Origin of the sequence: Streptomyces sp. NPDC058964 (genome assembly GCF_042741275.1) — a bacterium.
In the GTDB taxonomy this organism is placed as follows: domain Bacteria; phylum Actinomycetota; class Actinomycetes; order Streptomycetales; family Streptomycetaceae; genus Streptomyces.
Genome location: NZ_JBHYKH010000018.1, coordinates 13,452 through 36,781 on the forward strand (window position 1 = coordinate 13,452; position 23,330 = coordinate 36,781).

At 69.5% G+C, this 23,330-nt stretch carries 18 protein-coding genes; 10 read left to right on the plus strand and 8 right to left on the minus strand.

All coding sequences use genetic code 11. The features are described from left to right. The 3 genes from ACFW2E_RS04125 to phoU all read left to right on the plus strand — a co-directional run. The coding region (locus ACFW2E_RS04125) for a sulfite exporter TauE/SafE family protein (protein WP_384461034.1) at positions 1-508 on the plus strand (508 nt) is incomplete at its 5' end. A 221-nt stretch (positions 509-729) separates the two neighbouring features. Then, positions 730-1,305 carry a rhodanese-like domain-containing protein gene (locus ACFW2E_RS04130; RefSeq protein WP_384461037.1) on the plus strand — a complete coding sequence of 192 codons (576 nt, stop codon included), beginning with the start codon at positions 730-732 and terminating at the stop codon, positions 1,303-1,305. A 217-nt stretch (positions 1,306-1,522) separates the two neighbouring features. Then, entirely contained in the window at positions 1,523-2,197 is a 675-nt protein-coding gene (gene phoU / locus ACFW2E_RS04135) for a phosphate signaling complex protein PhoU (RefSeq protein ID WP_384461040.1), read from the plus strand. 78 nt (positions 2,198-2,275) lie between these two features. Here the strand turns inward: phoU and ACFW2E_RS04140 are convergent, their stop codons facing one another. The 3 genes from ACFW2E_RS04140 to ACFW2E_RS04150 form a co-directional block, all read right to left on the minus strand. Beyond that, positions 2,276-2,536: a hypothetical protein gene (locus ACFW2E_RS04140; RefSeq protein WP_384461043.1), complete on the minus strand. Its 261-nt coding sequence runs from the start codon at positions 2,534-2,536 to the stop codon at positions 2,276-2,278. Further along, positions 2,533-4,176, minus strand: coding sequence for an FAD-dependent oxidoreductase (locus ACFW2E_RS04145; protein WP_384461046.1), 1,644 nt, complete (start codon positions 4,174-4,176; stop codon positions 2,533-2,535). Before ACFW2E_RS04145 ends, ACFW2E_RS04140 begins: the two co-directional genes overlap by 4 nt. Positions 4,177-4,238: 62 nt before the next feature. Further along, entirely contained in the window at positions 4,239-4,985 is a 747-nt protein-coding gene (locus tag ACFW2E_RS04150) for a ferric reductase-like transmembrane domain-containing protein (protein WP_384461049.1), read from the minus strand. A 725-nt stretch (positions 4,986-5,710) separates the two neighbouring features. Here ACFW2E_RS04150 and ACFW2E_RS04155 point away from each other — a divergent pair. After that, positions 5,711-5,992: a hypothetical protein gene (locus tag ACFW2E_RS04155; RefSeq protein ID WP_384461052.1), complete on the plus strand. Its 282-nt coding sequence runs from the start codon at positions 5,711-5,713 to the stop codon at positions 5,990-5,992. A gap of 425 nt (positions 5,993-6,417) precedes the next feature. Here the strand turns inward: ACFW2E_RS04155 and ACFW2E_RS04160 are convergent, their stop codons facing one another. Continuing rightward, entirely contained in the window at positions 6,418-7,722 is a 1,305-nt protein-coding gene (locus ACFW2E_RS04160; RefSeq protein WP_384461055.1) for an MFS transporter, read from the minus strand. A 941-nt stretch (positions 7,723-8,663) separates the two neighbouring features. Between ACFW2E_RS04160 and ACFW2E_RS04165 the strand changes: the two genes are divergently transcribed. The 3 genes from ACFW2E_RS04165 (at position 8,664) to ACFW2E_RS04175 (ending at position 12,454) form a co-directional block, all read left to right on the plus strand. Next, entirely contained in the window at positions 8,664-9,179 is a 516-nt protein-coding gene (locus ACFW2E_RS04165; protein ID WP_384461058.1) for an RICIN domain-containing protein, read from the plus strand. Between the two features lie 113 nt (positions 9,180-9,292). Then, positions 9,293-11,662, plus strand: a complete 2,370-nt coding sequence (locus tag ACFW2E_RS04170; RefSeq protein WP_384461061.1) for a glycoside hydrolase domain-containing protein — start codon at positions 9,293-9,295, stop codon at positions 11,660-11,662. Between the two features lie 99 nt (positions 11,663-11,761). Beyond that, a complete protein-coding gene (locus ACFW2E_RS04175) occupies positions 11,762-12,454 on the plus strand; it encodes a hypothetical protein (RefSeq protein ID WP_384461064.1) in 693 nt (230 codons plus the stop codon). Between the two features lie 105 nt (positions 12,455-12,559). Here the strand turns inward: ACFW2E_RS04175 and ACFW2E_RS04180 are convergent, their stop codons facing one another. From ACFW2E_RS04180 to ACFW2E_RS04195, 4 genes are all read right to left on the minus strand, one after another. Beyond that, positions 12,560-14,854 (minus strand): bifunctional polysaccharide deacetylase/glycosyltransferase family 2 protein, encoded by a 2,295-nt coding sequence (locus ACFW2E_RS04180; protein ID WP_384461067.1) that lies wholly within the window; start codon positions 14,852-14,854, stop codon positions 12,560-12,562. Positions 14,855-14,870: 16 nt separating this feature from the next. After that, a complete protein-coding gene (locus tag ACFW2E_RS04185) occupies positions 14,871-15,659 on the minus strand; it encodes a hypothetical protein (RefSeq protein WP_384461070.1) in 789 nt (262 codons plus the stop codon). Between the two features lie 848 nt (positions 15,660-16,507). Next, positions 16,508-18,109 (minus strand): M4 family metallopeptidase, encoded by a 1,602-nt coding sequence (locus ACFW2E_RS04190; RefSeq protein ID WP_384461072.1) that lies wholly within the window; start codon positions 18,107-18,109, stop codon positions 16,508-16,510. A gap of 147 nt (positions 18,110-18,256) precedes the next feature. Further along, a complete protein-coding gene (locus tag ACFW2E_RS04195) occupies positions 18,257-19,237 on the minus strand; it encodes a LysR family transcriptional regulator (protein WP_384461075.1) in 981 nt (326 codons plus the stop codon). A gap of 1,145 nt (positions 19,238-20,382) precedes the next feature. Between ACFW2E_RS04195 and ACFW2E_RS04200 the strand changes: the two genes are divergently transcribed. Genes ACFW2E_RS04200 through ACFW2E_RS04210 form a run of 3 tightly spaced genes read left to right on the plus strand, consistent with a single transcriptional unit; the run spans position 20,383 to position 23,164 of the window. Then, positions 20,383-20,592: a ferredoxin gene (locus tag ACFW2E_RS04200; protein ID WP_384461078.1), complete on the plus strand. Its 210-nt coding sequence runs from the start codon at positions 20,383-20,385 to the stop codon at positions 20,590-20,592. Continuing rightward, positions 20,582-21,937: an NAD(P)/FAD-dependent oxidoreductase gene (locus ACFW2E_RS04205; RefSeq protein WP_384461081.1), complete on the plus strand. Its 1,356-nt coding sequence runs from the start codon at positions 20,582-20,584 to the stop codon at positions 21,935-21,937. The genes ACFW2E_RS04200 and ACFW2E_RS04205 overlap by 11 nt, the downstream gene beginning before the upstream one ends. Positions 21,938-21,982: 45 nt before the next feature. After that, on the plus strand, positions 21,983-23,164 hold the full coding sequence (locus ACFW2E_RS04210) for a cytochrome P450 (RefSeq protein WP_384461084.1): 1,182 nt from the start codon (positions 21,983-21,985) through the stop codon (positions 23,162-23,164). Positions 23,165-23,330: the final 166 nt, after the last annotated feature.

Here is a 23,330-nt window from a genome sequence, read left to right on the forward strand (position 1 = left end):
GGCGGGCATCGCGCCCGCCATGATCGCCGGTGGCGCCTCTGGCCATCTGCCCGCGACCATGCTGACCGGCGCCTTCGCCGTCATAGCCGCGCTAGCCGCCCTGCGTATGCTGTGGCCCGCGCGCACCGAGCCGTCGGGCAAGGTGCATCCCGGCAAGGCTGGAGCGGCGGGGGCCGGCCTCGGCGCGGTCACCGGGTTCCTCGGCGTGGGCGGCGGTTTCCTCGCCGTTCCTGCGCTGGTGAGCGTGCTCGGACTGACCATGCGGCGCGCGGTCGGCACCAGCCTGCTGGTCATCACGATCAACTCTCTGGCCGCCCTCGGCGCCCGCGCAGGCACCGGCACGCAACTGGACTGGGCGGTAGTCGCACCGTTCACCGCGGCGGCGATCCTGGGTGCCTGGGACGGCAAACGCCTGTCCCGCAGGTTCAACGGCAAGACGCTTCAGCGGATCTTCGCCTACGTGCTCCTCGCGGTAGCGGGGTTCATGCTCGTCGATGTGCTCGTCTGACCATGTCGGCGGAGTTCGGGCACCAGGGCGCCAGGACGTCAGGCAAGGGAGATGAACAGCTGCTCCGGACGCCCGCGCCACTGCTCACGGTCCGCACCGGGTTCCCTGCCTCAACTCCGCACCACCCGGATCAAGTTCCACGACCACTCCTCACGGACACCCCACGGGAAACAGCCGCTCCCCGCCCGGGGCATCCCCGACACCCAAGGAAGACATTCGCCATGACCACCCCCACCACCCTCGACCCCCGCCAGGCCCTCGGCCGCCTGCACGAACTCACCGTCATCGACGTCCGCACCCCTGGCGAGTACGCCGGCGGTCACATCCCCGGCGCCCTGAACATCCCCTTGGACCAGCTCGAACGGGCGCTGCCCGACATCCGCACCGCCGCCCAGCGCGCCGACGTCCTCGTCGTCTGCGCCTCGGGCGCCCGCTCCGAGAACGCGTGCCGCATCCTCGCGGAGAACGGCGTCCACACCGCCACGCTCGCCGGAGGAACCGGCGCCTGGGCCGCCCACGGCCACGACCTGCAACGCCCCGAGGGCACGCGAAAGGCGACGTGGGGCATGGAGCGCCAGGTCCGCCTCGTCGCCGGTTCCATCGTCCTGATCGGCCTGGCGCTGGGCGAGGTGGTTCACCCGGCCTTCCGGCTGCTGTCCGCGGGCATCGCCGGCGGCCTGGTCTACTCCGCCGTGACCAACACCTGCGGCATGGCCGCCATGCTCGCCAGGCTTCCCTACAACCGGCCCTGCAAGGCCGACCTCGACGCGACGCTGGCACGCCTGCGCAGCAGCTGACCAGCTGACCGCGTGACCACGGTGCACGCCCCGACTGCCTGCCCGTTGGACTCCCCCGTCGCAGGAGCCGCTGCGGGCGAGTGAGAAGCGGTACGGCGACGGCCGCGAACGGAGATCGGGGCCGGCCCGCACGACGGGCAACCCCATGCACACTCACGGTAACCGAGTGTGCGAGCCTGTCAGCAGACAGCACACACTCCGTATATGAGGGGACAGCATGCGAGAGGCGTACCACGAGGAGCTGGCGGCGCTCGGCGCCTGCCTGAGGGAGATGGCCCATCTGGTCGGCTCCGCGATCGGCCGGGCCACCACCGCCCTGCTCGACGCCGACCTGCCTCTCGCCGAAAGCGTCATCTCGGCCGACAGCAAGGTCGACGACCTCCAGCGCGACCTCGAGGACCGGGCCATCGCCCTGCTGGCCCGGCAGCAACCGGTCGCCACCGAGCTGCGGACGGTCGTCACCTCCCTGCGCATGAGCGCGGACCTCGAGCGCTGCGGTGACCTCGCAGCCCACGTGGCAAAGCTCGCCCGGCTGCGCCACCCCGACCACGCCGTGCCCGACGACCTGCACCGCACCATCCTGGAAATGGGACAACTCGCCCAGCGCCTGATGGCCCAGGCCGCCGAAGTCATTCTCACCCAGGACATCGATGCCGCCCTGCAGCTGGAGCGGGACGACGACCGCATGGACGAACTGCACCGGATGATCTTCCAGCACCTGATGGACGACCGTTGGAAGCACGGCGTGGAGACGGCTGTCGACGTCACCCTGGTCGGCCGCTACTACGAACGCTTCGCCGACCACGCCGTCGCCGTCGCGCAACGCGTCGTCTACCTGGTCACCGGCGAACACGCCGGCGACTACATCCCCGACACCCCACTCTCACCCTGAGCAGAAGTTCAACTCTCGAGTCTCATTCGGCTTGGCTGCTCAGCACTGATGCGAATCGTAAGTCGGCCACCGGAAACGCTACTTGTCGGATGAGTCCCCCGAGGCGTCGGAGCCGGAGCCGTTTCCGTCCAGCGCCGGAGCCGCCGGTGCTTGGCTCGGCGGCATCGGCGAGGCGGTGACCAGGACTCTGGCGTAGAGGCCCATCACCGCCGCGGTCACGACGAAGATCACCAGCCAGCGCAGATGCAGACGGGCGGGCACGCTCAGGACCCAGGGCAGCAGCCCGCCGAACGGTGGACGCCCGGAGCGGCGGCCACGTGAACGTCCGCCTCTGCTCATCGTCTGCTCCTTCTGTTCAGGGCCCGCGAGCGCGGACGGGATCGGCCGATCTGGTCGCGGTATTCGAGAAGTTCCAAGGGCATGTCGAAAGCGACGGCTGCCACGATCTGCGGGCCGTGGGCGGTCTCACGGGTGTAGCGGGCGACGAAGCGCTCGGAGCGCAGCGACCCCTCGGTGATCTCCACATCGGTTCCGAGCGCGGGGATTCCCACGGCCTGAATGCGGGTGCCGTGCTGCTCGGACCAGAAGCGCGGAACCGGCGCGAAGCGAGCGGCGCGGTCCGGGCCGCGCAACAGCGCGTCCGCGGCATGCTGCCCCATCTCCACGGCGTGGATGAGGTGCTCTGTCCGGCGCGGCTCGGCGTCGAAGCGCAGATTGGGCCAGCGGGCCACGTCGCCTGCGGCGACTACATGCGGAGTCGGCCGGCCCCAGCGGTCGATCGCGTGGCAGGTGGGGGCGCACAGCACACCGTCGGCGACGTTCAGTCCGCTGTCGCGCAGCCATTCGGTGCGCGGTTCGCTGCCCAGTCCGAGGACGACGAAGTCCGCGTCGATCACATGGCCGTCGTCCAGACGCAGCCTGAGTACGTCACCGAAATCCTGCCAGTCGTTGATCCGTGTGCCGAGCCGCACGTCGACCCCCGCCCTGCTCTGGATCTCACCGACCACGGCGCCGACCCGCTCGCCGAGGACCCGGCGCAGCAGCGGCGCGCTGTGCACGACGAGGGTGACGTCCAAGCCGCGGTCCCGCAGGGTGCAGGCCAGTTCGCAGCCGACGAATCCGCCGCCCAGGATGACCACGTGGCGGGCGTGCGCGGCATCCATCGCGCGCTGTACCGCGACGGCGTCCTCCAGTGTGCGAATCGTGCGGATGCGATCGCTGAAGAGCGGGGCTTCGGGAAGGCGCTTGGCATCCACCCCGGTGGCCACGACCAGCCCCTCGAAGGGAAGCCGCTCGCCGCCCCGCAAGTGCACGGCCGAGCCGTAGAGGTCGAGGCCGACCAGCCTGGTGTCCATCAGCCAGTGGGCGTCCAGCGCCTCCTCCGCCCTGAACGTCATCTGCTCCGCGTCCAGTTCACCGGAGAGGAACTGCTTGGACAGTGGTGGGCGGCTGTAGGGGCGGTGTGCCTCCTCGCCCACGATGACGAGTTCTCCGTCGAAGCCGCGCTCTCTGAGCCGGCTCGCCGCGCTCAGGCCGGCCAGTCCGCCGCCGGCGACGACGATGCGCTTGCTGCTGGCGCGCGTTGACGCCCCACTGCGCGGGGGAGGTCCGGGAAGCCGTTCGTCGGCAATGCCTGAGGTGCGGGTGCGCTCTCCCCTGATCTCGACCGCCTGCATGGGGCAGCAGCGCGCGGCCTGGCGCGCCTTGGCCGCGAACTCCGCCGGGACGGCCCGGGTGTAGTGCAGCGAGCCGCCCTCGGAGATACGGAAGACCTCGGGCGCCTCCTGCTGGCAAATCCCGTAGATGTGGCAACGGTTGTTGTCCACGCTGATCCGGACGGGCTCGTCCTCCGGGACCAGTACGGGGCGCGGCAGATCGAACGACTCGGCAGGAAGCGCGGCAACTGCCGGGAGTTCGGCCGGGTCCTGCCGAGCCGGGTGGGCGACGCCGGGCTGGGCCTGCTGGGGAATGAACGGCACGGCTCCATGCCGGTGTCCCGGCGTCGGGAGGTGCTGTGCAGGATGCCCGGTATGAGGATGGTTCACCTGGCGGCTCCGGCCCCGCTAGGGAAGGCTCGCTGGCGCAATCTGGAGCGCGAGGGGAAGACGCGGATGAGGAAGACCACCAGTACCGTGCCGGCACCCGCGGCCACGCCGACCGCGACCAGGTTCAGGTGGCGCGGTTCCGGGTGGACCAGAAAGATGTGCAGCCAGATCAGGGTGAAGGACACGTAGGCGAACTGGTGGACCCTCAGCCAGCGGTGGTAGCCCAGGCGGTTCTGGAGCCACACCGAGCAGGCCACGGCGATCGCCAGTTCTGTCCCGAGGATGCCCATTCCCACCGGGACGCGCTGGGTGCCGCCCAGGAAGGGCAGGGTCAGCTGTGCCCAGCCGATCCGCCAGATCGGCTGGTAGAGGAATGTCAGGCCGTGGACGCCCCCGAAGATCATCGCCGAGAGGGCCAGCGTCATGTGGGCGCCGTAGAAGGTGGCCCTGTTGACGGCACGCTGCATGAAGCGCAGTCTCAGCACCACCCCCAGGACAACTGTGGCGACCATCAGCACGTAGGCGATGAGCGCGGCCAGCCGTGCGATCTTGTGCACGCCCATGTCGTACGGCACGTGCTCGCGGTAGGCGTCCAACGGTGATCCCGGTATCGGCGGCGCGGCAGCGACGGCCTCGGGAGCCAGGAGTGCGCTGACGCCGGCCACCGTCACGGCGACGACCAGCCATCTGGCGAAGCCGGCGACGACAGGACCGCGCCTGGCCGGCGCCTTGTCCCTCAGCATGTTGTGAGCTCCTCGCATCGACATACCCGCGGAACGCACGGGGCGGTCGGCCGGTCGGGTCCGCCGCACTCGGAGTGCGCTCACGCAGGGGATGACACCAATGCCCCCGAGGGCGAGCCACCTGTGGATGGGTTCCCTTCCCCGCAGAGGCGGCACGCTGCTGGCGGCAGACGCTACACGAATCCGGACGGTGGATCAGTGTCTTCAGGAAGGCAAGCACAAGGGAATGCTGCGAAATGTTGTATTTGCGAGACTGAAGAGGCCAGTCCTGTGGGCAACCTCTGAATGTTCTCTGAATCCTGTGTTCGGGCGATGCGTACGCGCGCAGATTCCACCGACATTGTGAGCCCTATGCGGAAAGCACCGCATTGTTCGGCCGGTCAGCGCAGCCACCGGCGACCGCACGTCTGCACGCCGCGAGGGTGGCGCCGGGAATGCCGCCGGCGGTGGCGCGGAGGGACGCCGCAGAGGCCTCTCGGCTCATCTCCGACGTGGAGTGGGTGTGTTCCGCGATGGACGGGCCCGGGCCGTCGTGCGCGAGTGCCGGCGCGCAGTCGGCGTGCGCAGCCCAACGGACGGGACCACTCTGCGAGGAATCAGTCTTCGCCGTCCGGCGAGGACCCCCGTCGTACGGAGGACACGACGACCGCAGCCGGCGCCAGGACGACCAGGACCGCAACCAGACCTCGGACTCCGCCCAGGCGGCGCCACCGGGAGGGCCGATATTGAACATGTTCAAAAATGCTGGCACGATGTTGCTGCCCGACCATGGGCTGGGTGACGGGGGAGACATGGGGTGTCTGCTGACTGCTGGGCGTGCGGTATGTGCCGTGATCGCGACATGGCTGGTACTGGTGGTGCTGCTCTTCTTGCCGTGCCTGTTCCCGACTCGGTGGATGTACTACATCTACTCACCCGCGAGCGTCGGGTTGTGGATGCTCGCCATGGCAGTGGCGCCTGTCGCGGTCCTGATCGTGAAGCGCGAGTGGATTCGCAAGGGCCGATAGCCGACTCACTCATTCGCCGAGCGTGGTCACGCCGTCATCGATGTCGGGCCAGGGCCGGCACGGACGGCCGGTACGGCACAGCTTCGGGCCGGCATGCCGGCCTTCAGAGTTCTGGACAGCGCGCAGATGCATGTGGAAGCTCAGGGTTTTCCCCTCGTCACGAGCGCTCGGCGTGCGCGAACCGCCAACGCCGGAAACGTAGGCCGGGGCACTGACACCGGGTGGGGGCCGCGGCCGGGAAGAGTGGCCGCCGAGCGTGGCACTTCTGCCAACCGGACGTGAGAAGCGTTCCGCAGGATGGTGTCCAGCGCGGAAAGCTCACTCATCATCGACTCCGCTCTGCTGGACGGCCGCGTGGCACGTGGTCGACGGGACCCGATGCCGCGGCATGCTCGATCCAACCAAAGCGGGGGATCGGTGGGCCGTCAACTCGTGACTACGGGGGCGGACGCGGGCGCGGTTTGGGGGACATCGCGCATGTGGCGGAGCGGGGAGAAGAACACGAACCAGCCGGCCGCCCACGCACCGATGAAGGCCAGCCAGAGCGCGGGCCGCACCCCGATCAGCGTGCCAAGTACCCCGCCGAGGACGCTGCCGACCGGCAGCGTGCCCCACACGACCCAGCGCACGGCCGCGTTCATCCGGCCCATCAGCTCCGGCGGTGTCACCGACTGCCGGTAACTGAGCTGCGCGATGTTGTACACCATCGCGGAGAAGCCCGTGATGCCCCAGCCGAGCGGGAACAGCAGCACCCCCCAGCCTCGCCAGGCAGCCGCCGCGACGACCTGCGGCGCGCTGAACACCAGCATCGACACCCAGATGATCCGCGCCGAACCCATCTTCTTGGCGAGCCGGCCGGCGAACACTCCCCCGGCGATCCCGCCGATGGCCGAGCCCGCCATGATCAGCCCGGTCAGCGCGGGACGCACGTGCAGCACCCGGATGAGGAAGACCATCGCCAGCGCCGAAGTCATACCGGAGAACAGGTTCGCGGTGGCCGTGCACGCCACGACCCTGCGCAGAATACTGTGCCCGAAAACGAACTTCAGACCCTCGGCGATCCGGTGCCGCAGAGTCTCGTCCGCCGGCCGCGCCGGCGGCGGCTCCTCCCGGGTCCTGATCCCGAGGATCGACAGGACCGAGACCGCGTAGGAGACCGCGTCGGCCGTCACCGCCCCCGCGGCGCCGAACAACCCGACCAGCCCGCCGCCCAGACTCGGTCCCCCGAGCTGCGCGAACGCCTGGGTGGTCCCCAGCTTGCCGTTGGCGCTCATCAGGTCATCGGCGCGGATCAGCGACGGCACATAACTCTGGTACGAGACGTCGAAGAACACCGAGCACACACCAGCCGCCACCGCGACCACGTACAGCTGCGCCATCGTCAGAACACCGTACGCGGCCGCCACCGGAACCGAGCCGATGATCACCAGACGGAGGACGTTGCAGACGATCATGATGGAACGCTTGGCAGCGCCGTCCACCATCGCACCCGCCGGCAACGCGATCACCGCGAACGCCAGCGTGGTGGCCGCGGTCAGCAGTCCGACCTGGAACGTGCTCGCCTTGAGCGCGACGACCGCGAGCAGCGGCAAAGCGACCTCGGTGACCGCCGATCCCATCTCACTGACCGTCTGGCCACTCCACAGCAGCATGAAATCCCGCTGACGCCATAGGCTCGGACCATCGGTCTCCGACCCGACATCCTGCAAATCCTTCGCTGCTGCCGTCACCGCACCGACTCCGCTCCCGGATCCACGGCCCGGACTGTGCCGCTGATCACCAACACGCCGACACGGTGCTCTCGGTTCTGGCCGACACCTCCCGGCGTCCCGATCGGGGACCGACCGTGCCAGAACCCATCGACACCCGCTCTCCGCCGCCGGATTCCCTTTCACCGGTGGGGCCGAGCGGTTGTTTCCTGCTGGGGCTGCTGTTCGACGTCGGCCGGGCTGTCGAAGGTTCATGCGGCTTGGTCTGCGACGGAGGTGTCCCAGTGCCTGTTGACGCGTCACAGGACGAGGCGCTGCCGAGAGCCAACGCGGCCAGGATTACCGCCCGTTCGTGAACAGCAGCAGTACGCGCATGTGTCCATCAGCAGGCCCAGCAGATTGCTTCCGCTCCTGCCGGACGAACGCCGCTGGTAGTCGTATGCCTCCTTGCCGCGCCTGAGGCTGTCAGCCGCAAAAAGCAGCCTGGTTCCTGGTTGTGATGATCAGGATCGGCTTTTGCGGGCGGGGTTTCCGACCAGCCGTTTCGACCGACTTCGACGCCGGTCGATTGCTTTCGGGCGTCCTGTCCATAGGACAGGTCGATGGCACATGGGTCCGGCATCTGAGTCAGTGAGCCCAGCACGCAGGCCTCCCGAGCGGACACCCCGTCACCTTCGATCCCGACTCCGAATCCCCCTGCACCTGTCTCTGCCCCCTGTCCCCTGCCTCCGCGAATGCGCTGCCAGGCCGGTGTCCTCCGTCCCGGGACGTCCCGACATGGCCGCGGGACGACAGGGACGGCAGGGACGGATCACGGGACGGCTAGGTTGCTCGTTGACGCCGTCCGACGCGGTGTGGATGACAACCCGCGTCGCAAGGCGGCACGTCCTGTCTCGAAATTCCCCGGCCGGAGACGATTCCGCCGGGAAGCAGCCACCATCGACACATCCACGGGATCCTTCATGCGTATACGCACTGCCGCCCTGGCCACGGTCGCCGCGGCCACCCTCGGCACGGTCCTGACCGCCGCTCCGGCCCAGGCCGCCCCCCGCTACAACATCTCGATCAATATCGCGGACGCTCTCTGCCTGGACATCCCGAACAGCAACCCCTACAACGGCCAGGTCGTCCAGCAATGGTCGTGCAACGGCACCAGCGCCCAGAAGTGGAACGTCCTCGACTCGGGCTCCCACTACTTCAAGATCCAGAGCGCCGCGTGGCCGCAGTACTGCCTGAACAATTGGAGCGGCAGCGGCGCCCAGGGCGGCTACATCAAGCTCTACAACTGTGACAGCGTGGACGACAACTTCAACACTGTCGGTGTCGACTTCGGCAATTACTGGCAGTTCCAGCCGATGGCCGCCTCAACGAATTGCGTGAACATGTACGGCGGTCAGGCACCGGGCGCCGTCATGCGGCTCTACCCCTGCAGTGACACCGGCCCCAACTCGCGCTTCCGTCTTTGGCCCATCTGGTAGCAGAGCCGTCCGAACGGGCGACGGCCGACCGGCGACCACGCCGGAATGCCCCGCTTCGCCGTCGGATTCACACACCCTCGAAGTCCCCGACCCCGCACACCAGAAAGAGACACATGGCGGACGACAAGGTCCTCGCTGCCCAGAAATGGGTCAACGCCACTTACGCGAACATCCCCGGCTATGCCAAGTGCCCTGAGGACGGGCGCACCGGCTGGTCGACGATGTTCTCACTGACCATGGCTCTCCAAGCGGAGTTGGGCATCGCCCCGCTCGTCGCGAGCTTCGGCCCGGGGACGCTGTCCACGCTGGCGGCACGTGGCGACATCGGCCCGGGCGAGTCGAACGTCAACATCAAGAAGATCGTCGAGCACGCCCTGTTCTGCAAGGGCTACTGGGGCGGTGACGGCACCGGCTCGTACGGCGCCGCCACCGACAAGTCCGTCCGGGCGCTCAAGAACGACGCCGGAGTCGACGCCTCGAACGGCCTCGTTCAGCCGAAGATCTTCAAGGCGCTGCTGAGCATGGACGCCTATGTCTCGATCACCGGCGGGACCGACACGGTCCGCGAGGTACAGCGCTGGCTCAACAGCCGTTACATCAACCACTCGTCGTTCTTCATCGGACCGGCCGACGGCGTGTACTCGCGCGACGTGCAGAAGTCACTGATGAAGGCGATCCAGTACGAACTCGGCATATCCGACGACCAGGCCACCGGCGCGTTCGGCCCCGGCACCCAGGCAGGTCTGAAGAACCACACGGTGCGGCAGGGCGACTCGGGGATCTTCGTCCAGCTCTTCTCCGCGGCATGTGTGTTCAACTCCCCCGTGGTCACCCCCTCGAGCAACATCCAGACCACGTTCCGCAACACCTTCGACGCCAAGCTCGCCGAGTGGGTCAACGCGTTCCAGTCGTTCTCGGAGCTCAACGCCAGCGGGGTCGGCGACTATGCCACCTGGGCCCAGCTGCTGGTCTCCACCGGTGACCCCGACCGCCCCACCGCGGCGTGCGACACGCGCTTCAGGATCACCCGCGCACGCGGAGACGCCCTCTACAAGGCCGGTTACCGGCATGTCGGCCGCTACCTGTTCGATCCACCGGGCAGCACCCTGGACAAGAACATCAAGGACGGCGAGCTGGAGGACATATTCGCCGCCGGCCTGAGCGTCTTCCCGATCTACCAGGACAACGCCCGGCGGCTCCAGGACTTCACCTTCGAGCAGGGCTTCAACCACGCGCTGAACGCCCACTCGTGCGCGGAGGGCTACGGCTTCAACCGGGGTACGGTCATCTACTTCGCGGTCGACTACGACGCGACGGCGGACGAGATCGGGTCCAACATCGTCCCGTACTTCCAGGGCGTCCAGGCCGGACTCGCCAACAAGGGCATGCGCTACGTCCACGGCGTCTACGGCTCACGCAACGTCTGCACCCAGGTCAGCAAGAACACGGATGCCCGGTACTCGTTCGTCTCCGGCATGTCGTGGGGTTTCTCCGGCAACCTCGGCTTCCCGCTGCCGCCGAACTGGGCGTTCAACCAGATCAAGGAGTTCAGGTTCACGGCCGGGTCCGACTCGTTCGACCTGGACAACGACGCCCACCGCAAGGGCAGCGACGCCGGCCAGAACTCCGTCCACCAGGTCGTCGACCCTGCCGACGCGTTCATCAAGAACCTGGAGACGGTCTTCCCGCTGGCGATGCAGTTCACATCCACCAGGACGGACGACCCGGTCCAGCTCACCATGGAGTACGGCCGCCACATCGCTTACGGCGGCTTCCAGTGGAAGGCCCTGATCGGCGCGCCGAACCCCGACTTCATCGAGTTCGCGGACGGCAAGGGCGCCTCCGTCCTCCAGGAATTCAAGGACCTGGTCTCGGGGTACCCGATCGGTGCCGAGCACCTGCTGGCCGCCGCCAACGGACACTACGTCAGGCCGCAGAGCGACAGCGACATCCGCAAGGTCGGCGTCGGCGACATCGCGGGCTGGGGCGGTGACCTCATCACGCTGTACGCGGAATGGCAGCGCGACATCAAGGCCTATCCGTCCGGACACTCCTACTGCGACGCGAAGTTCGCGAAGCTGGGCGTGACCTCGACGTTCGGATTCAACGACCTCATCGAGGACGCGGACGGCTATCTGATCGCCCGGCGTGTGCAGCAGGGCGGTCATCTCCTCGACGTCGTACGCGAGCACTACGGACAGGGCGAGCGCGACGCCGGTGCCCTGACCCGCTTCCGGGACTACTTCGAGCAGCGCTTCGGCGGCAACGTGGACTACGTCGTCACCATGGCACGCTCCATCCTGCTCCTGCAGTCCGATCCCGTCATCGCGGCCGGCCGCACGAAGCTCATCCGGGACATCGCGGGGCAGAACGCCACGTTGCCGGTACAGCTCTCCGACGACGTCCTCAACGACTTCTGCCGCGGCTTCGCGGACGGTCTGCGCGACCGGGCCGCGCAGGAAGCCAACGCCAAGGGCGCGTAGGCGCGTCACCGAAAGCGCGGTCACCGGACCGCGGGCCACACATCACGGGAACTGCACGCGGCCGTGCTCCGGCCGCGACCAGGGATGGGGAACTGATTCATGCATGACGGCAGAACGCCGGCGATAGGGCTGGACCGTCGCCGCTTTCTACTGACCGGCCTCGGCGTTGCCGGTGGCGCGGCGCTCGCGGTGGGCGGGATGACCACCACGGCGACCGCCGCGACCGCCTCCGCGGCCGGCACCCGGTGGCGCAAGAAGACCAGCGCCAACGGGTGGCGGGTACTCGACTCGGCCCCGGCCCACCGGGTCGAGGGCACGGGCGGCGTCCACTTCGACGCGGTCGAGGGCGATGTGGCCACCGTGCTGACGCACGTGGTCCGCCGCTTCCACTACGAGATCGACACGCTCACGGCGGGCGAGGTCACCGGCCACACCACCGCGCACACGGTCGCGGCGCCGTACGAGAGCAACTACCTCTCCGGCACGGCGATCGCGATCCGTCCGCTGCTCTACCCGACGCGGGCGCGGGGCGGGTTCTTCCCGAACGAGCTCCTGGTGATCCGCGACATCCTCGCCGACCTGGAGGGTGTGGTGAGGTGGGGCGGCGACCTGAAGCCGGCCAAGGAGTCGCACTTCCAGATCGACGTGAAGCCGGGTGACGCGACGCTGCGCCGGGTGGCGGCGAAGCTGCGGGGCTGGGAACTCGAGCCGGGCGAGGGCCCCGGCACGGTCGAGGCCACCATCCCGGCCCGGATGAAGGCGGCCAAGGCCCTGGCGGCCCGCCAGCGCTGACGCACCGAAGCCGCGGTACCCGGAACCGACGCCCTGAGCCGGTTCTTCTTCGGTAATGGCAGCGACAGGCGACGGCCTGGTGTTGTCTGCGCCAGAGGGACCGGTTCAGGGCATGGACGAGTGGTCCGAGGCGGGTGTGGGACCTCGTCCCGTGACCTGCTCAACGACCGCCACGCGCGTTCGAGGTCCGGTGGGCCGACAGGCGCCGGCAGATCCGGCTGATGCCGTCCGATTCCCGGTACGGTCCGTGCGGGGCGCCTCGGCGCCGCCCGGAACCTGCAGGCTGCCGTAGCGCTCCATGCGCTGCCAGCGCAGGCGTGAGCCCGAGAGGGCGGTGAAGACGGACTGGATCACCACCAGGTACATCAGCTGCCGGTAGACGAACTGCTGCAACGGCAGGCTCCACAGCGGGCCCGGGCGTTCTCCGTCGAGGTGGAACGCGTACAGGCCCATCATGAGTTGCAGCAGCAGGAAGGCGAGCCACAGCCCGATGATCCGGACGGGGTCGAGGAAGACCAGCCCGTACAGGGCGAAGACGTCCACGACGGGTGCGAGCAGTGGCAGCAGCACCTGGAAGAGCAGCAGATAGACGAGACCTCGGCGGCCGAGCTTCCCGGCCGGGCCGCGCTGTACCAGCGCGCCGCGGTGCTTCCACATCGCCTGCAGGGTGCCGTAGCACCAGCGGTATCGCTGCCGCCACAGGGCGTCGAGCGACGCGGGCGCCTCGGTCCAGGCTTTCGCGCTCTCCTCGTACACCACGCGCCAGCCGTCGCGGCACAGTGCCATGGTGAGATCGGTGTCCTCGGCGAGGGTGACGTCGCTGACGCCGCCGAGGTCCAGCAGCGCCCGGCGGCGGAAGGCGCCGACCGCCCCGGGGACGGTCGGCATGCATTCGGCGAGGTCGAAAAGGCGCCGGTCGAGATTGAATCCGACCACGTACTCGATGTGCTGCCAGCGGCCCAGCAGACCGCCGCGGTTGACGACCTTGGCGTTGCCCGAGACGGCGCCGACGCGGGGGTCGGCGAAGGGTTGCACGATGGTGCGGACGGTGTCGGGCTCGAAGACCGTGTCGCCGTCGACCATGACCACCAGGTCCCAGGTGGCAGCTGCGAGTCCGGTGTTGAGTGCGGCGGGCTTCCCCGCGTTCTGCTGACGGATCACGCGCACCGGCAGGTGGAGCGACTCGACCAGGTCGGCAGTGCCGTCGGTCGAACCGTCGTCCACCACGATGATCTCGACCGGATGGTCGGAGGCGAGCAGTGAACGCACGGCTGCCTCGATCCCGGCGCTCTCGTTGTACGCGGGGACGATGACGGTGACCGGTTCGGTCACCGGCGGCCCCCAGGCCCGGCGCCGTCCGGTTCGCAGGCGCCGGTGCCGCCGGGCGGCGATCAGCACGACCACTGCGCGCAGCGCGCTGATCACTCCGGCCGCGTACATCAGCAGTCCCAGTGACCACACGGCCCAGTCGCCACCCTGCAGCACATTGATGAGGGCCAGCCCCTGGAGGTGGTCGCCGAGCCCGGCGGGCCGGACGGGTGGGGCCATGCCGACCGCGTCGGAGACCGTCGTGAACTTGAAGCCCTTTGCCTTGAGCCGCGGGACCAGGGCGCTGAGTGCGGCGACGGTCTGTGACCGGTCCCCGCCGGCGTCGTGCATCAGCACGATCTGCCCTGCGTGGCCGTGCGGTCTCGTGTGGGCGAGGATGCGCTCCACACCGGGGCGCTGCCAGTCCTCGGCGTCCTGAGTGGCGAGCACCGTGACGTAGCCTGCCGCACCGGCCTGCTTGAGGACGGACCAGTCGGCGTCGTCCAGTGCGTCGTTCCTGGAGGAGTACGGCGGTCGCAGCAGTGCGGTGGTGACCCCGGCGGCGCCGGCCACCGCCAATTGCGTCTCGCGCAGTTCCAGGGATCGGTGCCATGGGGCGAGGTGGGTCAGGTCGGGATGGGTGAAGGAGTGTATGCCGATCTGGTGGCCGTCTGCGACGATCCGGCGGACCAGTTCGGGGTGGGCGACGGCCTGGGTGCCGACGACGAAGAAGGTCGCGTGCACGTGGTTGCGGCGCAACACGTCCAGGATCCGCGGTGTCCAGACGGGGTCCGGACCGTCGTCGAAGGTCAGCGCGATGGTGCGGGTCTTCACCTCGGCGGTGTGCGGCGAGGTGGCGGCGTTCGCGATCACGGGACCGCCGTGGATCACCTGGGTGGGGACCGTGTCGTGCCGCCCCCGGACGCCGGTGACGCTGTCCGATGTGAGACCGAACATGTGGTGGGTGTATCCCTGCAGCAGCAGGGCCGTCGACAGTGTCACCGCGAGCACGCTCAGCAGCAGCCAATGGGTGCGGGGCGTGGTCTGGCGGGTGCGGCGACGGGGAGCGTTGTGGCGTCTGTGGTTGGTCACTTCAGGGGGCCCTGGCTCACTTCACGGGGTTGTGGGACGAACCGATCGCGCGGCCCTTGGAGGTGCGGTCGGGGGTGGGGATCGGGGTTGGGGACACGATTGCGGTGGGCGCCGCGGTAGGGACGGGTGCGGCCGCAGAGGCGGTGGCGGCCGCCGATTGGCCGGTGGAGCCGGGAGTCTTCTGCGTCGGTGTGGGGTGGGAGTTCTTCCGTGCCGGGGCGGGGCTGGCGCTCGCCGCGGCGTGGCCGGTGCCAGGGGAACCGTCGGGTGCGGCCGTGCGGTGCGTGCTCGGGTGCGCGGAGTCCGGCTGCGGGACGAACGGCGCGCTGAGACTGGGGCCGCCGAGCACAGCGCTGATCAGCAGGGCGACGTAACCCCCGGCGGGGATCACCAGCAGGCGGGCGGCGCGCAGCACGCGGCGCTGGCGTCGACCTGAGGAATCGACGAAGACGGGCCGTACGGACTCGCGCTCCGGCGCCTCCGGTCCTGGCACGGAAGGGCCGGGCGTGCCGAATTCCGGAGGCAGCACGGTGAGCACGTCGCCGTGCGGACCGTTCGGCGCCTGTGTGAGGGGGGTCGGCGCGGCGGCGTGGTGATGCGTCCCGGTGGCATAGGGGCCTGGCCCCGCCGCAAAGGCGGGACCCGTCGGGTACGCCGACTGCGCGAGTTGTGACTGGTCCCAGGACATCGCCGTGGCCGGGTCCGTGGCGGTACCGCCGCCGTACTCGTAGCCGGGGCCGTACGTGTCCCCGATGCCACCGTACGGATCGCCGTACGCTCCGCCGCTCTCGTCCGTCCACTGCACGGGTCGTGCCCCCAGTCCTGGTCGACCCACACAGCCGTCCGCTTGGAAAGAGCGAACTCGGCCGGAAGTGTTACACCTCGGCCTCGCAGCATGGGACGAATCGGCTGAAAAGGACAAGCCGACCGGCAACACCAGTGAGGTCCGTGATCCGCACCTGACCGCCCGCCGCCGTCCGATGCGTCATGCGGGGCGGCCGGACCCCATGCAGTGGGTGGGGCCCGGCCGCCCCGGGCCCTCTCCGTGCCGCTCCCGGGGGGAGTCAGGAGCGGCACGGAAAGCGGTCCGGGAAAACGCCGATGTCCGGCGGACGGCAACCAGGGCCTGCTCCGCGCTGACTCGACACTCACACAGCGCACGGTCGGCCTGAAACATCACCCGACGCGGACGGTGACAGTGGGGCTCATCTCGCAGCCCGAGGAAGCCGGGGGAGGGCGTCGCACGCCGGGCCGCGGCCCAGGGCGGGGGCGCACGCGGGAGGCGCCGGCCCGTGTTCGGCACCGGCGCGGCCGCCACCCGCGCGGATGAGCGGCCCCGCGCGCACGTGCGAACGAAGGCGCGGGGCCGTGAACCTGGCAGCCCTGTCAGAGCCAGGCACCACGAACCTACGAGAGGGTGTCACGGGGTGGTGCATCGGACAGGCTGGACGAGTGACCGCCAGGTGGGCCAGGCCGGTCCGCGCGCCCGCCCGGCAGGACGGAACCGGCGAAACGCCGCCCGCGGCTCACTGGCCTCGACAGGGACGGCGTCGCCGGAAACGCCGGGCCCGGGCGACAGCCGTGAGGGGCGCTGTCGTCCGGGCCGGCCCCGACGGATCAGGCGGTGCGTCGGTGCGTCGGTGCGTCGGTGCGTCAGAGGACGTTGACCGCGCTCCAGGCCGCTGACACGGTGGCGTACTCGGGGCTGGTGGCGCCGTAGAGGTCCTTCGCCGCGTTCAGCGTCGCGGTGCGGGCGGCCTTGTAGTCCGTGGTGGAGGTCATGTAGACGGTCAGCGCCCGGTACCAGATGGCGGAGGCCTTCTGGTTGCCGATGCCGGTGACGGTGGAGCCGTTGCAGGTGGGGCTGTTGTAGGAGACGCCGTTGATGGTCTTGGCGCCGCTGCCCTCGCTCGCGAGATAGAACCAGTGGTTGCCGACGCCCGAGGAGTAGTGCACGTCGAGGCGGCCGACCGACTTCGACCAGCAGTCGGCGGAGCGCCCGTCGAGGGACGGCTTGTCGAAGCGGCGCAGCCACGGCGGGGTGGACTGGTCGCTGAAAAGGTAGTCGGGAGTGTCGACCGGGTTGTTGGCGTACCACTCGACCATGGTGCCGAGGATGTCGCTGGTGGCCTCGTTCAGGCCGCCGGACTCACCGCTGTAGCGCAGGTTGGCGGTGGCCGAGGTGACGCCATGGGTCATCTCGTGGCCCATGGTGTCGAGGTCGACCTGCTCGGGGTCGGTGGTGCCGTTGCCGTCGCCGGTCATCATGCAGAAGCAGGAGTCCGACCACTGTGCGTTGTCCCAGTTGGTGCCGACGTGGACGAAGACGGTGGCGCCGCGGCCGTCGTTCTTGATGCCGTTGCGGCCGAAGGTCGTCTTGTAGTAGTCGAACGTCTTCGCGGTGTTGGCGTGCGCGTCGACGGCGGCGGTTGCGCGGTCGGTGGAGAACTTCTTGCCGTCGCCCCAGATGTTGTCGGCGTCGGTGAACAGGGTGCCGGAGGAGCTTTTCAGGGACGAGGACGAGATGTTGTGCGCGTCCTTGGTGATGTGGCCGCGCACCGGGTCGATCAGGGCGAAGGTGCCGTCGGCCTGCTGGGTGGTGTCGATGCCGACGTCACCGGTGTACTCGGAGTGGCCCGTGCCGGTGGCCTCGCGCTCGGCGTCGTAGTTCTCGATCGCCGCGCCGGTGGTGGCGTCGGTGACGAAGACCTCGCCGTGCGGCTGGCCCTTGTCGCCAAGGCCCTCCACGGTGGTGCGCCAGGCCAGGCGCGGGGTGCCGTCAGCCGCCCACACGATCAGCTCGGGGGTGGACTTGGCCTTGCGCACCAACCCGTGCGAGCGCTTCAGCGCGCCGGCCGCGGTCACCTTGGCGTCGATGGCGGGAGCAACGGACTTCAGCGCCACCTTGTGTGCCTTGGCGCGGCTGGATCCCCTGAACGAGCCGTCGGCCTTCTGGTGGACGACGAAGTCGCCGCCGACGACGGGAAGGCCGCGGTAGGTCCGCGCGAAGCGGACGTGCTGGGTGCCGTCGGCGTCGATCACGACGTCCTTCACCCGGAGCGTCTGGCCCGCGCCGAACCCGAACGTGCCGGCGTGCCGGGTCACGTTCGCCTTCGCCTGGGATATCGCCGTGTCGCGGAGGGAGGATCCGCGCTGCACTGCATCGGTCTGCGAGTACGCGGGCACGGCCATCGCACCTGTGGTGATGACGCCGGCCGCGACCATCGCGGAAAGGGCAAGAAGAGGACGGGGCATGACGGGGTGATTCCTTCGCTCGTCGTGGGGTGACGACGTCCTTGGACGTTGACGCGAAGTGTTCAGCAGGTGACATGTCCCTGACGTGACTTCATCTGGGGTATAACTGCGGAGCTATAGCGCATGGAGACGTGTGACCAGGCCCGGTCACTTGTCCTCGCCGAGAGCGAACTCCCCGCCCCCGTCCTCCCACCAGGCCAGAAACTGCGGCCTCTGCTGCACCAGCGACAGATAGGCGGCCAGCAGACGCGCGCATGCCGCGTCGACGAGCTCGGGCGGAACCGACTCCGTGTTCCAGGCCAGCAGCAGCCGCCGGTGGAACGGGACGTCCACGAGCGGCCGCTGCACGGTGCCCCGGGCAGAAACATCGGCGGTCGGCCACACGCCGCAGACGGCACGTCGGCCGGCGACCAGGACCTGCGCCACGGACAGGTCCGGCGTCACATGGGCGATGCGCGGAGTGAATCCCGCCGACTGACAGGTGAGATGAAGGTACGCGTGCACACCGCTCTCGTCGGCTTCCGGCATGACCCAGTCCTCGCCCGCCAATTCATGGAGACCGACCCTCTCCCGGCGCGCCAGCGGGTGGTCCTCGGCGAGCAGGACGAAGACCGGCTCGCGGAGCAGCGTGCGCGTCGCCACCGACTCGCCGACCGGAAGGGGGAAACCCGGGAACTCGCCGAACACCGCGATGTCGCATTTCGACAGGCTCAGCGATTTGACCAGGGTGTGCACGGAGCGGCGGGCATCTATCGTGAGCCGTCTCTCCGGGACGAGTTCGAAGAGGGCGGAGACCAGCAGGGACACCAGGGGGCCGGCGGTCCCGCCCACCCTCAGCGGGGCGGTGGCCTGTCTGTCCGCCTCGGCCGCCGAGCGCGCGTGCTCGCGCAGCCGGTCGAAGCCGTCGACGAGGTCACGGGCACAGCGCAGGACGTACTGGCCGTTCTCGTTCGGCTTCACCCCGTCGGCGCTGCGGATGAAGAGCGGGCCGCCCAGCTCGTGTTCGATCCGCTTCAGCTGGGCGCTCGTGGCCGGCTGGGAGAGCTGGAGCCGCGCCGCGGCCTTGCGGATGCTGCCGGCCTCGGCGACGGTGAGCAGGACACGGAGGTGCCGGAACTCGAGGTGCATCACATTCCCCGCTCAGCGCGGAGGGACCCAAGCACCCTCCGTGACCAGCAGAACCAGCTGCCGACGGCATGGTGACCCAGAATCCGGCGCACCCGTGGGAGCGGCAACCACGGGACGGTAAAACCTACGTGCGAACGTGACGGCGTTTCACCGGCATCATGGTTCCGGCCTGGACGCATCGGCACGATTACCCGGTCTGCCTTGTCCCCGACAGACCGACGCACGTCTGGCGGAGGCACGCCCCAGCCACCTCTGGGACCGAACGGGATCCCGGCCAGGCCCCGTTCCCGTCCCGGATGCTGCCGAAGTGGAGGACTCTCTCGACAATCCCGGCCTGGGCCGGGAACCGCACCATGGTGCCGCCGTTCCCCGCCGGCAGCCGCTGTGAGGGCTGCCATCCCGCATGCGGCTGGACCGCCTTGCGGCCGCCGCGTCCGCGCGCGCTCATCGCGTCTCCGCCCCGGCGCCGGCCGCGACGTCGACCCGCAGCAGGGTCCGGCCCCGGCGCGGGCGACCGTGCGGATCGGAGTGTCGACGGCCGGCTGCTTGTCCTCCTTCAGAAGCGCCATGAGTCGGTCGGACCGCAGCGCGGTGATCGGCTCCAGGTCTACGTCCTTGGTGATCGACGGGTCGTCGCGCCCCAGCAGGGTGGACAATACGTACCAGACATTGCCGAACTGCTCGCGCGGATCGGCTAGTTCGACAGCCGTGAATCCATCAACCGGCGGCTGCCGCTCCATCGACATCGCCGCCGGTCGGGCAGGTCGTCCAGGCGCCCGGCTCCCGCGGGGCCGTTGAACCACAGGCTCAGCCTGTCGACGGGCCCGATTCCCTCGCCCACGGGCAAGAAGCAGCCGGTCAACCCGCGCCGGACGCCGGGACGAAGCCCGCCCGGCCCTCGGAAAGATGCTGATTCACGCCGACCATCTGGGTCTCCATGCCAAGAGGATCAGCCAGGTGGGCGGCAACTGGGCCACCGTCCGCGGGCGTTCACCCACGTTGTCCACATCAGCACCACGTCCGGCCTCGACCGCGTCGTGGGCCGAACCGTCCCGCGGCCTGCGTCGAGCAGTCGCCGTGCGAGCCTCCGGCTCTCGGCTCATGCTGGGAATGAGGGGGGTGAGACAACGGAGGAAGTGGTGGAAATGCGGACCGTTGTCGACCTCACACGCTGCCAGGGCTACGCACAGTGCGTGTTCCTCGCCCCCAACGTGTTCGAGCTGCACGGCGAGGAGGGACTGCTGTACGCCACGGCCGTCCCTGACGACCAGGTCGAGCGCGTGCGCCAGGCTGCCGCGGCATGCCCGGTGCAGGCGATCCTCCTCGGGGAAGAGGTGAGCAGTGGTGCCCGGTGACCTGAAGGACGGCCGTATCGTCGTCGTCGGTGCGTCGCTGGCCGGGCTCAGGGCCGCTGAGGCCCTGCGCGAGGAAGGTTTCACCGGCTCACTGACTGTAGTCGGCGATGAACCCCACGCGCCCTACGACCGGCCACCACTGTCGAAGCAGGTGCTGCTGGGGCAGGCGACCGCCGACACGACCGAGCTGCCGATGCGCATGGATCCGGACGCCGAGTGGCGCCTGGGGGTGCGCGCCACCGGTGTGGACCTGCTGGCGAAACGGGTGCTGCTGGAGGACGGGGAGGCACTGCCGTACGACCGGCTGTTGATCACCACCGGGACCCGGGCACGTCCCTGGCCCGACCCGGACGCGGCTGCCCTGGAGGGGGTGTTCACCCTGCGTACGCGTGAGGACGGCGCGGGGCTGGCGGAGCGGCTGGCCTCCGGACCGGAGCGGGTGCTGGTGATCGGTGCCGGTTTCACCGGCTCGGAGATCGCATCCGCCTGCCGGGAACTGGGGCTCGAGGTCACGGTCGCCGAACGGGGCCCCGCTCCCCTCGTGGGTGCCCTGGGCGGCACCCTGTCGAAGCTCGCGGCTGTCATGCAGCGCAACCACGGCGTGGACTTGCGCACCGGGGTGACGGTCACCGCCCTGCACGGCAACGGCAGCTTCACCGGAGCGGAGTTGTCCGACGGCAGCCGAGTCGACGCGGACGTGTGCGTCGTGGCCCTGGGAGCCATCCGCAACGTCGAATGGCTGGCCGACTCCGGACTGGCGGCGGGCCCGCGCGGAATCGCCTGCGACGCCGGGTGCCGCGCCTTCAACATGTACGGAATCGTCACCGACGACGTCTTCGTGGCCGGCGACGTCTCCCGCTTCCCCCACCCGCTCTTCGGCTACCAGATGCTTTCGCTGGAACACTGGGGGAACGCCGTGGAGCAGGCAGAGGTGGCGGCCCACAACATGGTCAACCCGGGGCCCCTGCAGCGCCCGCACCTGTCCATCCCGACATTCTGGTCGACCCAGTTCGGACTCAACATCAAGTCGGTGGGCGTCCCCACCTTCTCCGACCACGTCGTCATCGCCCAAGGGTCCCTCGAGGCCCGCCGGCTGGCGATGGTCTACGGCTACCAGGGCCGGGTCACGGCCGCGGTCACCGTCGACATGGCCAAGGCCCTCGTCTACTACCGGCATCTGATCGAGACCGCTGCTCCGTTCCCGCCGCCGCCCGGCGCGCAGGACCGGGCCATCGCGGCCGACGTCACCATCCCCTCCGAGGTTCCGGACCCTTCCGTGCTGTCGCACGGCCCGACCGTCGCTCTCACCGGCCACCTCCCCGACCGCCGGCTGGCGGTGGTGTGAGCCCACCGACCGGCCCACGTTCTGCCCCACCCCCGAGGAGCCGTGATGGACTCCGAGACCCTGCTGGCACGGATCACCGACTACGCCAGCCGCCCCGACCCCTACCCGCTGTACGAAGAACTCCGCCAGGCAGGTCCCGTCGTACGGCAGACGGGCGGCAACTGCCTGATCGGCACCTACCACCAGATCGCCGCGCTGCTCCACGACCCACGGATGAGCGCCGCCCCCCATAGCCGTGGCGAAGTGCCCCCACAGCCGTTCCTGCGGCTCGACGACCCCGAACACCACCGACAGCGCACCCTGGCCATGCGGCCCTTCGGCCCCCCGCACAGCCCCCGCCGCATCGAGGGCATGCGCACGGAGATAGACCGGATCACGAAGGAGCTGACGGCATCCTTCGAGCCGGGCCGCCAGATCGACATCGTCGACGACTTCGCCTACCCGCTTCCCGTCGCCGTCATCTGCCGCCTGCTCGGCGTGCCGCACGAGGACGAGCCGCTCTTCAGGGCCTGGTCCGACGCCCTGGTGGCAGCCGCCGACGTGAGGCCCGACCAGGACACCGACGAGAGCCACAAGGCCGGCGAGCAGGCGCGCATGGAGATGGGCGGGTACCTGCTGAACCTGGCAGAACAGCGCCGTGGCCACCCGGGCGACGACCTGCTCTCCGCCTTCGTCAACGAGCCCGACCCGGCCCTCCGGCTCACCGAGGAGGAGCTCGCCATAACCGCCGTACTGCTCCTGATCGCCGGACACGAGACCACGGTCAACCTGATCACCAACGGGGTGCTCACCCTGTTGCGCCAGCCCGAACAGCTGGATCACCTGCGGCGCGAGCCCGACCTGCTGCCGCGAGCGGTGGAGGAACTGCTGCGTTACGAACCACCGGTCCACATGCGCGAACGCATCCCGCACGCCGACATCGAGGTGGCCGGCACCGCCATCCCCCGAGGCACCTCCGTCATCCTGGTCCTCGCCTCCGGCAACCGCGACCCCAAGCGGTTCCACGAGCCCGACCGGTTCGACCCCACCCGGCCCGACAACCAGCACCTCGGCTTCAGCAGCGGCATCCACTACTGTTACGGCGCGCCCCTGGCCCGCCTCGAAGCCCAGGCCGCGCTCGGCGCGCTGCTCCCCCACCTCGGCACCGCCGGCCTGGTCCAGGACCCACCCCCCTACCGCCAGAACGCCATGCTCCGCGGCCCCCGCCACCTGCCCGTCCACCTGTGAAGGCGCGGGCCGGACACATCACTGACGGCCCCGCGCCATGGCAGCAGCGCGCCCCGGGGGGGGGGGTAGACCCCGCGGGCGGGCCCCCGGCCCCCCCCCCCCCCAAGCTCCCGCGGCCCCGCGCCGGCGCACACCCGACCCCCACACCAAAAGAGTGTTAGCGGGG

Bases quoted from the DNA above. Each gene is read 5' to 3' on its own strand.
- ACFW2E_RS04210 (WP_384461084.1), top strand. From the start codon at position 21,983: ATGGACTCCGAGACCCTGCTGGCACGGATCACCGACTACGCCAGCCGC.
- ACFW2E_RS04175 (WP_384461064.1), top strand. From the start codon at position 11,762: ATGCATGACGGCAGAACGCCGGCGATAGGGCTGGACCGTCGCCGCTTT.
- ACFW2E_RS04130 (WP_384461037.1), top strand. From the start codon at position 730: ATGACCACCCCCACCACCCTCGACCCCCGCCAGGCCCTCGGCCGCCTG.
- ACFW2E_RS04195 (WP_384461075.1), bottom strand. From the start codon at position 19,237: ATGCACCTCGAGTTCCGGCACCTCCGTGTCCTGCTCACCGTCGCCGAG.
- ACFW2E_RS04170 (WP_384461061.1), top strand. From the start codon at position 9,293: ATGGCGGACGACAAGGTCCTCGCTGCCCAGAAATGGGTCAACGCCACT.
- ACFW2E_RS04140 (WP_384461043.1), bottom strand. From the start codon at position 2,536: ATGAGCAGAGGCGGACGTTCACGTGGCCGCCGCTCCGGGCGTCCACCG.
- ACFW2E_RS04150 (WP_384461049.1), bottom strand. From the start codon at position 4,985: ATGCTGAGGGACAAGGCGCCGGCCAGGCGCGGTCCTGTCGTCGCCGGC.
- phoU (WP_384461040.1), top strand. From the start codon at position 1,523: ATGCGAGAGGCGTACCACGAGGAGCTGGCGGCGCTCGGCGCCTGCCTG.
- ACFW2E_RS04190 (WP_384461072.1), bottom strand. From the start codon at position 18,109: ATGCCCCGTCCTCTTCTTGCCCTTTCCGCGATGGTCGCGGCCGGCGTC.
- ACFW2E_RS04200 (WP_384461078.1), top strand. From the start codon at position 20,383: ATGCGGACCGTTGTCGACCTCACACGCTGCCAGGGCTACGCACAGTGC.
- ACFW2E_RS04165 (WP_384461058.1), top strand. From the start codon at position 8,664: ATGCGTATACGCACTGCCGCCCTGGCCACGGTCGCCGCGGCCACCCTC.